The 13,989-nt window shown below is 59.4% G+C and carries 10 protein-coding genes; 2 read left to right on the top strand and 8 right to left on the bottom strand.

Annotation, left to right across the window (positions count from 1 at the left end):
• Positions 1 to 106: 106 nt before the first annotated feature.
• The 5 genes from AC1RKH_RS22030 to AC1RKH_RS22010 form a co-directional block, all read right to left on the bottom strand.
• Positions 107 to 460, bottom strand: coding sequence for a DUF2493 domain-containing protein (locus AC1RKH_RS22030; protein WP_493064514.1), 354 nt, complete (start codon positions 458 to 460; stop codon positions 107 to 109).
• Complete coding sequence (locus AC1RKH_RS22025) at positions 448 to 2,142, bottom strand: Na/Pi cotransporter family protein (RefSeq protein WP_493064513.1); 1,695 nt, start codon at positions 2,140 to 2,142, stop codon at positions 448 to 450. The genes AC1RKH_RS22030 and AC1RKH_RS22025 overlap by 13 nt, the downstream gene beginning before the upstream one ends.
• A gap of 211 nt (positions 2,143 to 2,353) precedes the next feature.
• On the bottom strand, positions 2,354 to 5,068 hold the full coding sequence (gene mgtA, locus AC1RKH_RS22020) for a magnesium-translocating P-type ATPase (protein ID WP_493064512.1): 2,715 nt from the start codon (positions 5,066 to 5,068) through the stop codon (positions 2,354 to 2,356).
• Positions 5,069 to 5,354: 286 nt separating this feature from the next.
• Positions 5,355 to 5,645 (bottom strand): hypothetical protein, encoded by a 291-nt coding sequence (locus AC1RKH_RS22015; RefSeq protein ID WP_493064511.1) that lies wholly within the window; start codon positions 5,643 to 5,645, stop codon positions 5,355 to 5,357.
• A gap of 406 nt (positions 5,646 to 6,051) precedes the next feature.
• Positions 6,052 to 6,405, bottom strand: coding sequence for a hypothetical protein (locus AC1RKH_RS22010; RefSeq protein ID WP_493064510.1), 354 nt, complete (start codon positions 6,403 to 6,405; stop codon positions 6,052 to 6,054).
• 277 nt (positions 6,406 to 6,682) lie between these two features.
• Here AC1RKH_RS22010 and AC1RKH_RS22005 point away from each other — a divergent pair, with 277 nt between their 5' ends.
• The gene (locus AC1RKH_RS22005) at positions 6,683 to 8,116 is read left to right on the top strand and encodes a serralysin family metalloprotease (protein ID WP_493064509.1); all 1,434 of its coding nucleotides are present in this window, start codon (positions 6,683 to 6,685) and stop codon (positions 8,114 to 8,116) included.
• 93 nt (positions 8,117 to 8,209) lie between these two features.
• Here AC1RKH_RS22005 and AC1RKH_RS22000 read toward each other — a convergent pair whose 3' ends face one another.
• The gene (locus tag AC1RKH_RS22000; RefSeq protein WP_493064508.1) at positions 8,210 to 9,832 is read right to left on the bottom strand and encodes an MFS transporter; all 1,623 of its coding nucleotides are present in this window, start codon (positions 9,830 to 9,832) and stop codon (positions 8,210 to 8,212) included.
• Positions 9,833 to 9,907: 75 nt separating this feature from the next.
• Positions 9,908 to 11,557 (bottom strand): GMC family oxidoreductase, encoded by a 1,650-nt coding sequence (locus AC1RKH_RS21995; RefSeq protein WP_493064507.1) that lies wholly within the window; start codon positions 11,555 to 11,557, stop codon positions 9,908 to 9,910.
• A 134-nt stretch (positions 11,558 to 11,691) separates the two neighbouring features.
• On the opposite strand from AC1RKH_RS21995, the gene AC1RKH_RS21990 reads away from it, so the two are divergent.
• On the top strand, positions 11,692 to 12,591 hold the full coding sequence (locus AC1RKH_RS21990; protein WP_493064506.1) for a LysR family transcriptional regulator: 900 nt from the start codon (positions 11,692 to 11,694) through the stop codon (positions 12,589 to 12,591).
• Positions 12,592 to 12,765: 174 nt separating this feature from the next.
• On the opposite strand, the gene AC1RKH_RS21985 is transcribed toward AC1RKH_RS21990, so the two are convergent.
• Entirely contained in the window at positions 12,766 to 13,869 is a 1,104-nt protein-coding gene (locus tag AC1RKH_RS21985; RefSeq protein ID WP_493064505.1) for a DNA alkylation repair protein, read from the bottom strand.
• Between the last annotated feature and the right edge of the window lie 120 nt (positions 13,870 to 13,989).

Genomic DNA, 13,989 nt, shown 5'->3' with positions numbered 1-13,989 from the left:
GCTACGACGGCAGGGATCAACCTTTATCTGTATGGATGTACAGTTAATTAGGCGCTGCGCCCCAAAAGATCGCAGCCTGCGGCAGCTCCTACGGATTTGCGTACGGCTACGTCCGTTCGTTCACCGAGAGCGTTTGAATGCCGGCCGTCCTGGCTTGCGCGATCAGTTCTTCGGTGTCTTCTGCGCCGGGCAGTGCGATGACGATGTCCGGTCGGCTATCGCTCAACATGAAGGTGTTGCGCAGGCGTTCCGCCAACTTGCCGTGCAGTTGCCAGTTGGCTGGATAGCGCACGATGTTCGCGCCCAGTTCCCGGGCCCAGTCTTCGATTTCGCCGCCCAGAAACTGATTGCCTCCATGAATCAGCACGCGCACTTCGTGCAGGCGCTGGAAGGCTTCCAGTACTCGGCGGCAGGTACGGGTGTCGGCGTAATAACGCCCGGCACAGATCAGGACGCGCATTGCAGTTCGTCCTTGTCGTCGCCGGGTTGCGGATGAGCTTCGGTCAGGTAGCTGCTCTCGATCTCCCGCTCGCCGGCACGCTCGAGCGCCGGGTAGGCCAGCGCCGCGATGTGGTGATGCACGCGTCGGTAATCACGCAGCAGCCGTTGAAAAATGTCACCGGATTCGGCCCAGGCGCTTTTGTCTTCGCGCAACGTGCGAAAGTGTTCCCGGCTGGCCGCCGCTTCCAGTCTTCTTACGGTCTCCTTGCGGTTGATCAATTGGTGGGCGGTGGGCAGGTCTTCGCGAAGAAACACGGTGATCGCCAGGCTCAGGCTATCCAGCAGCGCATTGTGCAGCGGATAGAGCGTGCCCAGTTCGAAGACCGAAAAGCTCTCGCCACGCCGCAACCGCCGCGCGGCTAACTGCGCAAGGCTGGTGGAAAGGATGTCGGCGGCGTGTTCCAGGTTGATCACGAACATCAGGATTTCCTGCGAGCGATCGGCGTCGCTGTCACTGATGCCTTCCTGGCCGATGTCTGCCAGATAAGCGCGGATTGCCGCGCTCAACAGATCCAGGGATTGATCGATTTGCCGTATCTCATCGGCGTTGGCCTGGTCCGAGGTCTGGAACAGTTGCAACACGCGGTTGAGCATGATCGACAGCATATCGGCGAGCCGCAGGGCTTCGCGTGCCGCGTTGGACAGCCCGATGTTGGCCACCTCAAGCCCGGCCTCGTCCAGATACAGCGGCATGCCGGGGTCAACGTCCCGCGCAGGTGACGGCAGCAGGCGGGTCAAGAGTTTTGCCAGCAGTTCTGTCAGACCGATGAACACCAGCGCCAGCACCAGATTGAAGCTGGTGTGCAGGCAAACCACCAGCAGCGCAGGTGTCAGCTCTGCAATCGGGCTGCTCTGAGCCAGCATCGGCACGAACGGCAAGCACACCAGCGCACCGATGACTCGCACCAGCAGATTGCCGACCGGCAAGCGTCGGGCCACGCTGGAGCTGGCGTTGAGCACCGAGGGCAGGGCGCCACCGATGTTCACCCCGAGCACCAGCGCCATGGTGGTCACGGGCGACAACAGACCGGTGCCGGCCAGCGAGGCGATCAGCAACACCACGGCGACGCTGGAATGGCAGATCCACGTCAGCAGCATGGCCACCAGCAAGGCAATGACAATGTCGCCGTCGAGGCTTTGCATGATGGCGTGGAAAATCTCTGTGCCTTCCACGGCTCCCAGCGTTGCGCCGAGCATGCGCAGCGCCAGCAGCATCAAGCCGAGGCCAATCAGCGCGCAACCGACGCTTTCGTAGCGTGAGTCATCGCGCAGTCGGAAGACGATGAACCCCATCAACAGGACAATGGGCGTGACGATCGAAATGTCGACACTGAGCAGTTGCACCACCAGTGTCGAGCCGATGTTGGCCCCAAGCATGACCGCCAGCGCAGGCGCAAGGCCCAGGGTGCCGGCGGCGGTGAAGGAGGTTGCCATCAGGCTGACAGCGGTGCTGCTTTGCAAAATGCCGGTGATACCGACGCCCGACAGCAAGGCCATCCAGCGGTTGTTCAGGTTTTTTCCCAGCCAGTGACGCAGTTGCGTGCCGAAGCCGCGCAACAGCGCCGAAGAAATCATATGGGTGCCCCAGAGCAGGAGAGCGATGGAGCCGGCGAGGTTGATCAATAGAGTAGTTCCCGACATGAGGACTCTCCCTTATTTCGTGTTGTATTTATTAACGGCCCGGGAGCCGGAGGGCGGTGCGATGAGGTGTACTGATCAGGTGCGGCGAACACAAAATCTGTGGGAGCGAGCTTGCTCGCGATAGCGGACTGACAGGCAGCACAAGTGTTGAATGTGCAACCGTCATCGCGAGCAGGCTCGCTCCCACATGGATTACGGTGTGTTCAGTGCATCAGAACCATTGCTTGAAGCGGCGGATGTAGAAGGCTTTCATCAACTGAGCGAACACGCAGTAGCTGAGCAGCGTACCCACCAGCCATGGGAAGTACTGCCATGGTAGTGGCTGCAGTCCGACCAGCGTGCCGAGTGGCGAGAACGGGATGTAGATGCCCAGCGCCATCACCAGTCCAGTCATCAGGATCACCGGCAATGCCGCGGTGCTCTGGAAGAACGGGATCTTCTGGGTCCGCAGCATGTGCACCACCAGCGTCTGCGACAGCAAGCCTTCGATGAACCAGCCGGACTGGAACAGGGTCTGCATTTCCACGCTATTGGCCGAGAACACGTACCACATCAGGGCAAAGGTGGTGATGTCGAAGATCGACGAGGTCGGCCCGATCCATAGCATGAAGCGCCCGATGTTCTTGGCGTCCCACTTGCGCGGTTTGCGCAGGTATTCCTTGTCCATCTTGTCCCACGGCAGCGCCAGCTGAGAGATGTCGTACATCAGGTTTTGCAGCAACAGGTGAATCGACAGCATCGGCAGGAACGGAATGAAGGCACTGGCCACCAATACCGAGAAAACGTTGCCGAAGTTCGAACTGGCGGTCATGTTCAGGTACTTCATGATGTTGCCGAAGGTCTCGCGCCCTTTGAGCACACCTTCTTCGAGCACCATCAGGCTCTTTTCCAGCAGGATGATATCGGCCGATTCCTTGGCAATATCGGTGCCGCTGTCGACCGAAATACCGACGTCGGCATCACGCAGGGCAGGGGCGTCGTTGATGCCATCGCCGAGGAACCCGACGGTGTGACCGTTCGACTGCAAGGCCTTGAGCACTCGCGATTTCTGTAGCGGTGTGAGCTTGGCAAACACCGTGCGTTCTTCGACCCGTAGCTTGAGGGTCGACTCGTCCATCTTCTCGATGTCCTGGCCGAGCAGCGGCGTTCCAGGCTCCAGACCGACTTCGCGGCAGATCTTGCAGGTCACCACAGCGTTGTCGCCGGTCAGCACCTTGACGGTCACGCCCATGTCACGCAGCGCGGCAATCGCCGGGCCAGCGGTCTCCTTCGGCGGGTCGAGGAAGGTCAGGAAACCGCGGATCACCAGCTCTCGTTCATCACTGGTTTTGTACTGATTTTTGCTTTGGGCTTTCGGGATCTCGCGAGTGGCGACCACCAGCACCCGGAAACCATCTTCGTTGTACTCGTTGGCCATCGCCAGCAGCTCTTTGCGACGCTGCTCGTCCAGCGCAACCACCACGCCACCCTCATGGATGTGGCTGGAAATGCTCAGCATCTCTTCGACCGCGCCCTTGCAGACCAGCAGATGATCGTCGCGGCTGTCCTTGACGATGATCGACAGGCGCCGGCGAATGAAGTCGAACGGCAGCTCATCGATCTTGCTGTAGGCGAACGGGATCTTGAACTTCGGGTTGCGCTCGGCGAACTGCACCACCGCCTGGTCCATCAGGTTTCGCAGACCGCTCTGGTGATGGCTGTTGAGCCAGGCCAGTTCAAGGATCGAATCGTCGCGCCGGCCACTGATGTCGACGTGGTGCTCGAGGATGATTTTGTCCTGGGTCAGGGTGCCGGTCTTGTCGGTGCACAGCACGTCCATCGAACCGAAGTTCTGAATCGCGTTGAGGCGCTTGACCACGACTTTGCGTTTGGCCATCGCCATCGCGCCCTTGGCGAGGTTGGCGCTGACGATCATCGGCAGCATTTCCGGGGTCAGACCGACCGCCACCGCGAGGGCGAACATGAATGCGTCGGTCCAGTCGCCTTTGGAGAAACCGTTGAGCAGGAAGACGATCGGCACCATGACCAGCATGAAACGGATCAACAGCCAACTGACGCTGTTCACCCCGCGGTCAAAGGCAGTTTGCACTCGGGAGCCGACGATGGCTTTGGCGAGTGAGCCGAAGTACGTGCGTGAACCGGTCGCGACCACCACCGCTTTGGCGGTGCCGCTGACCACGTTGGTGCCCATGAAACAGATGTTTGGCAGATCCAGCAGGTTGGACTGATCAGTCGGCGTCGCTGAAGCGGACTTCTGTGCGACGTTGCCCAAGGTGTCGTACTTCTCGACCGGCAAGGCTTCCCCGGTCAGCACGGCCTGACTGATGAACAGGTCTCGGGATTCGATCAGGCGAATATCCGCAGGGATCATATCGCCAGCGGACAGCTGAACGATGTCGCCTGCCACCAGTTCACGCATCGGCACTTCGCGCAGTTTGGGCTTCATGCCCATCTGCTCGCGCCGCAGCACGGTGGCGGTGGTGCGGACCATGGCCTTGAGGGATTCGGCAGACTTGGCTGAACGGTGCTCTTGCCAGAAGCGCATCAGGCCGCTCGCCAACACCATCACCAGCACGATGATCACGCCAGTGAGATCAGTTTCTTCGCCGTCTTGAAAGGGTAGCCAGAAGTCGGTGACGAAGCTGATGGCGGTCAGGGTCATCAGGACGTAGATGAAGGGGTTGTTGAAGGCCAGCAGCAACTGCATCAGCGCATGAGGCGGCTTGTCATGGGCCACTTCGTTGAAGCCTTCGCGTTGCAGGCGACCTTCGGCATCGAGCTCGGTCAGGCCGTCGGCGGAAGTTTTCACGTTGGCGAGGGTGACAGCGAGGCCGTTTTGCGCCTCACGGGCGGCGCGCATCGACAGCTTGGTGTCGTCGCTCGTGGCGCCTTGGGCGGGTGTTTTTCGATTTTTTACAGTGGTCATTGTGTGTGCTCCTGCCGCAGTCTTGCGGCACGACACACAGGCAACTCAGCTAATTAAAGGCGAGCGAAAGTATGTCGAAGCGCAAGTAAGCGATCGATTCAGGTCGTTGTGTTTTTTGTGTTTTAACGTTCGCTGCATAACCAATAACAAACGGTATGCAGCGAACCTACTACTGGCGTCGTCCATAGCAGACTCCAATAAGTGTGTGTTTTAAACAGGCAATAAGAAGTTGCCGAATTCCTTATTAAGGAAAACGCGGGGTTAAATGCCTGGGTGTACTTTCAGATCAACTGAAAGTGCGCGCTCCGAGGTACAGACCCAGCATCAGGCTGGCCTGCTGCAACAGGTGCGAAAAGCACCGACTCGGTGGTTCCTGGCTTTCGTCGACGCTCCAGCGTTGCTGGAGTTGGCCGGTCGACGGGCAGACGCGCCAATTGGCACGCAGGTGAGCCTGAGTGCGCGAAGAAGGGGAGGAAAACGGCGAGCTAGCCGCCACAGGGCGCTCACGGCAGAGCTTTACGCGCATCGTCGAGGCGAAGGCGCGTACACCTGGCATTACAGTAGATTTGAAGTTCATAACATGCCTCGCAACCGGACTGACGCCGGAGAGGCAAGTTACGATGGAGCGTCAAGCCCTAGCGCAGCTCACCCGACCGAGGAGTCGAGTCCCGTCATTTTCTGGGTTAAGTGCCCAGCTCTGCGAATTCGCATCAGCCAGACAGCGTCTAGATACTGTGTCCATTGGATTCTTTTGTGAGTTGAAAAAAGGCCTGAGTTACCGGCCCGCGCAATGTACTCAGGCAGGCCACTGAAGTCAACCTTAAAAGCACTCTGTTTAGGTATTAGACAGGTAAGAAGTGTGGCCGATGGAGGCGGGAGGATATAGCAGAGTCTTTATATTCGATAGTTATCGATGTTGTGGCGGGAAGTGCTCATGACATTACGCTTGAATGTCATGAGCACCAGCGTTTGCAATGTAACGCTTAATGGCTCATGTGCCGGGATAAATCCCGGTAAGTATCGCTGTCAGTTGCCGCCAACAGCTTGCTGCCATCCTTGAAGGTGGCGATGAACGTGATCTCGGTTTCCTTGCCGGCCATCAGGTAGCCGGCGATCGCCCCGACGGGACCGAGCAGCATGGCGCCGGCGATGCCGTAGCCAATGGCATCCTTGTTGGCAACGCTATCCTCGGATGCAACTTCCAGGGTTTTGAATGCCGAGGCTTGCACTTTGACCCCGAGCGCTGGATTGAAGGGTGTTTTCAGCCGGAACGCGCCTTCACGGTACTCGCTATCGCCTTGTAGAAAATTGCCTGCCAAAACGTTGATTTTTGCCATGTTGAACCATCCTTGCCCGATTACTACCGGACTCATCATCACGCGCTTGCTGGGGGCGGACGTCAATGAGCTGGCGATGAAGGGGTGTACCGTCAGTCAGACCAAAAAGAGCCATGACGCTTTGCCTTGAACAGTCCGCTATCTAAAAATTCAATAGCCCCGCCGCTTCAAACTGTGTCAGTTTCGTTACGCCTTCTACAGGGCGAGTGATAGGACGATCTCGCGAAGGGGTCGCCGTGGTCTATCGGAACCGACTATTTGAAACAAGGACGTAGTGATGTCACAAGCCAAAGCAAAAGCCGTCTTCTCTTCAGGACAGGTCAGTTCGGCCTACAGCCAGGTCGATGCCTTCAGCCATCTGTATGATCGCGGTGGTTCTGAGTTGATCAACGGCAAACCGTCGTTCACAGCGGATCAGGCGGCCGATCAGATTCTGCGTAAAAACCTGTCCTGGCACGACACGGACGGCAACGGCAAAGTCGAGCTGAGCTTCAGCTTCATGACCTCCGCGCCTGCGAACTACAACACCAAACTGGGTCAGTTCAGCGAGTTCAGCGACCTGCAGAAAGCCCAGGCGAAACTGTCTCTGCAATCCTGGTCGGACGTGGCCAACGTCACGTTCAAGGAAGGGGCGACGGGCGGCGACGGGCACCTGAGTTTCGGTAACTACAACGTCAGCACCGGTGGCGCAGCGTTCGCCTACTTGCCTTCGGGTGGCAGCTACGACGGTCAGTCCTGGTACCTGATCAACGATCAGTATCGGGTCAACGAGACGCCGGGCACCAACAACTACGGGCGTCAGACCCTGACCCACGAAATCGGCCACAGCCTGGGCCTGTCCCATCCTGGCGTCTATAACGCAGGTAGCGGCAACCCGACCTATAACGACGTGACCTACGCTCAGGACACGCGTGGCTACAGCCTGATGAGCTACTGGAGCGAGAGCAACACCGGCCAGAACTTCAGCAAGGACGGCAGCGGCGCGTACGCCTCGGCACCCTTGATGGACGACATCGTCGCGGTGCAAAAGCTCTACGGTGCCAACCTCGGCACCCGTGCCGATGATACGGTCTATGGTTTCAACTCCAACGCCGGTCGCGATTTCTACAGCGCCACGTCAGCTGATTCCAAAGTGGTGTTCTCGGTGTGGGACGGGGGCGGCAACGACACCCTGGACTTCTCGGGCTTCAGCCAGAACCAGAAGATCAACCTCAACGAAGGCTCGTTCTCCGACGTTGGTGGCCTGGTGGGCAACGTGTCCATCGCCCACGGCGTGACCATGGAAAATGCCATCGGTGGTTCGGGCAATGACCTGTTGATCGGCAACGCGGTGGCCAACCTGATCATGGGCGGTGCCGGCAATGACATCATCTATGGCGGCGGTGGCGGCGATACCTTGTGGGGTGGAGCAGGGGCCGACACTTTCGTATTCGGTGCGGCATCCGATTCGACCATGACCGCGCCAGACTGGATCATGGATTTCACCAGTGGCCAGGACAAAATCGACCTGTCGGGCATCGCGCAGTTCTCGTCGGGTGCCGCCACGCTGAACTTCGTCAGCGGCTTCACCGGTCATGCCGGTGACGCGATCCTGACTTACTTCGCCCAGACCAACCAGACCAGCCTGTATGTCGATCTCACCGGCCACGGTGCGGTGGACTTTGCTGTCGGAACGGTAGGTCAGGCTGCAACCACGGATATTGTGGCCTAAACTCTGCTGACAAGAACCGCAGACGCGGTTCTGTGCAGTGAAAGTCCGCCCAGGGCCAACATGGGCGGACTTTTTTTATGCTTGTAGGATCCGTCAGTTTTTATCCAGGTCCACGTCCTTGGTCTCGCGCAAGCAGATCATGCCCACCACCAGGCTTACACCGGTGATCAACACCGGGTACCACAGCCCGTAGAAAATATCCCCGGTATAGACCACCAGCGCGAACGACACGGTCGGCAGGAACCCGCCAAACCAGCCGTTACCAATGTGATAGGGCAGCGACATCGAGGTGTAGCGGATACGTGTCGGGAACAGTTCGACCATCAACGCCGCCAGCGGCCCGTAGCACATCGCGGAAATGATGATCAGCGCCACAATCAACGCGACGATCATCGGTTTGTTGATCAGTTGGGTGTCCGCCTGTTGCGGGTAACCGGCCAGCGTTACGGCACCGCGCAGGGCCGCCTCGTCGTAACCATCGATCTTCACGTCACCAACGCTCACTTGCACCGCGCTGCCAGCAGGTGCGGCTTCGCTGCTGTAAGGCAGGCCTTGTTTGACCAGGAAGGTTTTGACCTTGTCGCAAGGGCTGTCAAAACGCGCCTTGCCCACCGGGTCGAACTGGAAGGTGCAGGTCGCCGGATCGGCCAGCACGCTGATCGGTGCCTGTTGGCTGGCGCGGTCGATGGCCGGGTTGGCGTAGTGGGCCAGGGTTTTGAAGATCGGGAAGTACAGTGCGGTAGCCAACAGCAAGCCGAGCATCAGGATCGGCTTGCGCCCGACCCGGTCAGACAGCCAGCCGAAGAAAATGAAGAACGGCGCTCCGATCACCACGCTGACAATCAGCAAGGTATTGGCCAGCGCCGGGTCCATTTTCAGAAACTGTGTAAGGAAGAACAGCACGTAAAACTGCGCGGCGTAAAAGGTCACTGCTTGCCCGGCGTTGATGCTGAACAGTGCGATCAGCACCACTTTGAGATTCTCCCACTTGCCGAAGGATTCGCGGATCGGCGCTTTGCAGCACTTGCCTTCTTCTTTCATTTTCAAGAAGGCTGGCGACTCGTGCAGGCTCAGGCGAATCCAGGTCGAAATGCCCAGCAGGACAATCGACAGCAGGAACGGAATACGCCAGCCCCAGACTTCGAACTGATCACCGGTGAAGTAGCGGCTGCCGAGGACCACCAGCAGCGAAAGCAGTAAACCGAGGGTCGCGGTGGACTGAATCCAGCTGGTGTGGAAACCTCGCTTGCCGACCGGCGCGTGCTCTGCAACATAGGTTGCAGCGCCACCGTACTCGCCACCGAGTGCCAGGCCCTGGAGCATGCGCAGCACCACCAGAATGATCGGCGCGGCAATGCCGATGGAGGCGTAGGTTGGCAACAGGCCGACGCAGAAGGTCGCCAGGCCCATCAGGATGATCGTCGCAAGGAACGTATATTTGCGCCCGATCATGTCCCCCAGGCGACCGAATACCAGAGCGCCGAACGGCCGCACGATGAACCCGGCAGCAAAGGCCATCAGTGCGAAGATGAACGCCGTGGTGTCGTTGACCCCGGCGAAAAACTGTTTGCTGATCACCGCCGCGAGGGCGCCGTAGAGGAAGAAGTCATACCACTCGAACACCGTCCCGAGGGACGAGGCGAAGATGACTTTTTGGGTTTCCTTGCTGGTGCCGGCGCTGAGCGTCGCGGCTATTGCTTGAGCCTGTTCTGACATGTCGGTATCCCTCACAGTGTTTATTTATTGTTGTTCCACTGTCAGCGCCGGCCTTGTGGGCTGGCGCTGCTCCTACTAGTGCAGCTCGGTGACCCGTTCTATTTCCGGGGTAGATATCCAGGTCGATGCGGCGAGAATCAGTTGCGCCGCTTTCTCGGCGATCATCAGTGTAGGTGAGCAGGTATTGCCCGAGGTGATGTGCGGCATGATCGAGGCGTCGGCAATGCGCAGGCCGGGAATGCCGTGGACCCGCAGTTGGGCGTCGACCACCGCGTCTGCGTCGTTGCCCATGCGGCAAGTGCCGACGGGATGGAAAATCGTCGTGCCGATGCGCGCGGCGGCTTCGTGCAGTTGTTCTTCGCTTTGCAAGGCCGCACCCGGCAGGTATTCGACCGGGTTGAACGGTTGCAAGGCCGGCGCGGCAACGATGCGTCGGGTCAGGCGAATGGCGTCGGCGGCCACGCGCAGGTCTTGCGGATGGCTCAGGTAATTGGGCTGAATCAACGGCGCCTGCTGCGGGTCGGCCGAACGAATCTCCACGCAGCCACGGCTTTGCGGGCGCAGGTCGCACACCGAGGCGGTGAACGCCGGGAACGCATGCAAGGGTTCGCCGAAACGCTCAAGCGAAAGCGGCTGGACGTGGTACTCGAGGTTCGCCGAGGTCTGTTCCGGCCCGGAGCGGGCGAACGCACCGAGCTGACTTGGCGCCATCGACAACGGGCCACTGCGGTCATACAGATAACGCAGGCCCATGCCCACTTTGCCCCACAGGCTACCGGCGATCTGGTTCAGGGTCCGGGCGTTTTCCAGCTTGTAGATCAGCCGCAGTTGCAAGTGATCCTGCAGGTTGCCGCCGACCCCGTTGAGTTCGTGGACGACACCGATTCCCAGGCGTTTGAGCAGACTGCCCGGGCCAATGCCGGAACGTTGCAGGATGCTTGGCGAACCTACTGAGCCGGCGCTGAGGATGATCTCCTGGCGGGCGACGAAGGTTCTTGTCTGGCCTTGCCAGCGCGCACTGACCTTTGATGCCCGGCCGTTTTCCAACAGCACGCGGTCGACGTCGACGTCGGTCAAGACGGTGAGGTTAGGTCGATGGCGAATCGGTTTGAGAAAGGCCTTGGCGGCATTCCAGCGTATCCCGGCTTTCTGATTCACCTGGAAGTAGCCACAGCCTTCGTTGTCGCCCTGGTTGAAATCATCGACGCTGGCGATGCCGCTTTGTTCGGCGGCACTGCGGAAAGCGTCGAGAATCGGCCACGACAGGCGTTGGCGTTCGACACGCCATTCCCCGGCAGCGCCGTGAAACGCCGAGTCACCGGCAAAATGGTTTTCGCTCTGTTTGAACAACGGCAGCACGTCGCTCCAGCTCCAGCCGGGATTGCCCTCGGCGGCCCAGCGGTCGTAATCACCGGCCTGGCCGCGCATGTAGATCATGCCGTTGATCGACGAGCTGCCGCCCAGTACTTTGCCGCGCGGGTAGCTCAAGCTGCGGCCTTGCAGGCCGGTTTGCGCTTCGGTCTTGAAGCACCAGTCGGTGCGCGGGTTGCCGATGCAGAACAGGTAACCGACCGGGACGTGAATCCACGGATAGTTATCGCGCCCGCCGGCTTCAAGCAGCAGTACCCGGTGTTGCGGGTTGGCGGAGAGTCGATTGGCCAGCAGGCAACCGGCCGGCCCGGCGCCGACCACGATGTAATCGTATGCATCAACGGCAGGTTGCATCCATGACCTCGCAGCGTGTTGTTCTTATTGAGATCCATCCTAGTTGTTAGTTTTCGGCAAAAGAATGTTAGTTTTTGCTCAGCTGCTGTGCGTTTTTAAACAGTGATCAACTCCCATGCATGCAAGGAAGGCAGATGTTCGACTGGAATGACCTGCGGTTTTTTCTCGAATTGCAACGCAGCGGCCGCTTGCTGACCGCCGCCCGGCGCCTGAAAACCACCCACGCCACGGTGGCGCGGCATATCGAGGCCATCGAAACCAGCCTCGGCACTGCGCTGTTCGTCCAGCAAGCCCAGGGTTATCAACTGACCCCGGCCGGTGAAGCGTTGCTTAAACACGCGGAAGCCATGGAAAACGTCGCCTTGCTGGCGCAGGAGGAAATCACCCAGTCCAGTGCGCCGCTGGGCAAGATTCGCGTCGGGGTGACCGAAGGTCTGGGGATCATGTTTCTCGCCAGTCGCATGCAGGGCTTGTTTGATCGCTATCCGGGGCTGGAAGTGGAGCTGGTGGCGGTGCCGCGATTCGTCAGCATCCTCAACCGTGAAGCCGAGATCAGCATTCATCTGGAACGCCCGGCCGCCGACATGCTGGTCACCCGTAAGCTCACCGATTACCGTCTGGCGCTTTATGCCAGTCAGGCCTACCTCGACCGTTCGCCGCCGTTGCGTAGCCGTGAAGACCTGGCGCGGCATGTCTGGATCGGTTACGTCGACGATCTGTTGTTCAGTCAGGAGTTGATGTTCCTCAACAGTTTCTGCCGCAGCCCTCAGGTGGTGTTTCACAGCACCAGCGTGATTGCCCAGCAGCAGGCGGCGCGCTCGGGGTTGGGGATCGCTGTGCTGCCGTGCTATATGGCCAGTAGCGACCCGGAATTGGTGCCGCTGCTGCCGGCTGAAAGTATTCAGCGCAGTTACTGGATCAGCACTCGCCGTGAATTGCATAAGTCGGTGCGGTTGCGGGTGTTGTGGGATTACGTGGTGGGGTTGTGTGATAGCGAGCAGGCGCTGCTGCTCGGCCAGCCCCCAAACGCGTAGGAGCTGCCGAAGGCTGCGATCTTTTGATCTTGGCGGCCTGACAGCCGACCAATCTCTTGCAGGTGTACACAGTTCAACTGTGGGAGCGAGCCTGCTCGCGATGGCGGCCTGACAGCCGACCCATCTCTTGCAGGTGTACGCCAATCCATTGTGGGAGCCGAGTTTGCTTCGGGATTATGGGGTGATTTCGAACGCGGTGCTTCCCAGTCGTTCGCCATTGACCATGATGTGGATCGCGTGCGTGCCCGCGTAATGCTTGCGGGTGGTCAGTTCGCGGATCTGCTGGGCGCGGCTGAGGGTTTGGCGGGCGTGGGCGGGCAGGGTGAGGCCCTTGAGTTTGAAGATTTTCGCTGAGGTTGCGCCTGAGGCTTTGACGTAGTCGATGGCGTAATCGACCACCAGTCGCTGGTTGCCGCTGGCGGTTGAATGAAGGTCGAACGAGAGCGTGATGGTCTCGCCGAGACTGATCACCGCCGGTTCAACCTTGAGGTTATGGATCTGGACTTCGGGTTTACCGCCAGCGCCGATGATTGCCAGTGCCCGTTGGTTGCCTTGTTTGATCAGGCTGCGCAGGGCATGTTTGGCGATCCACGCGGTGCGCGGGTTTTCCAGCGACCAGCCTTCAATCAGGCTCAGCACCCACTCGGGGTGGTCCTTGGTGATGTCGTTGAGGTGATTGGCCACCGACTTGCGTACGTAAACGCTGCTGTCGGCCTTGAGGTTGTCGAGGATTGCTGCGGCCAGCGTCGGGTCGGCTTGTACCTGTTCGAGGCGAAACGACCACGGCAGGCGCGGGCGACTGCCTTCGCTGGCCAGGCGACGGACGTGTTCGTTGTCGTCCAGCGACCATTCGCGCATCAGTGCCAGCGAGCGCTCCAGGTCGCTGCGCAGGAAATGCCGGATTGCGAACTCCGAGGATCCGAACGTGGTGAAGTACTTGAGCGCATCCATCGACAACTCGAACGTGTGAACACCATAAGTGGCGACATAGTGGGGCAGGAACATGCTGACGAAGCTGCTGTTCAGGCGCGGTGCAAGCGGGCGCAGGATCTCCAGCGTCTGCTCATAGCTCAGCGGCAACACCGCGTGCAGGCATTCACCGACCCGTGCCATGCGCTGCATCACCGACAACTCGCCGAGGCCGTCATTGGCCAGTTTCAGGAACGCCTTGGCGTTGAACGCCGGGTACACCGCGCGCATTTCGGTGGCGATGTGTTGCAAGCGCTCGGCGTTGAAAATTTCCTTCAGGGCCGGGGAGGATTGGTCGGCGCTACTCATCATGGATTCCTTTCAGCATTTCAGATCAAAAGATCGCAGCCTGCGGCAGCTCCTTGTATGTTGCACCGGAATCAAACGAGAGGATTTAATCTCGTCGGTGCACACATGCAAATGCGTTTC

It is taken from the genome of Pseudomonas sp. GW822-FHT06B12, assembly GCF_058799675.1.
This window is presented reverse-complemented; position numbering and strand designations above follow the sequence as displayed.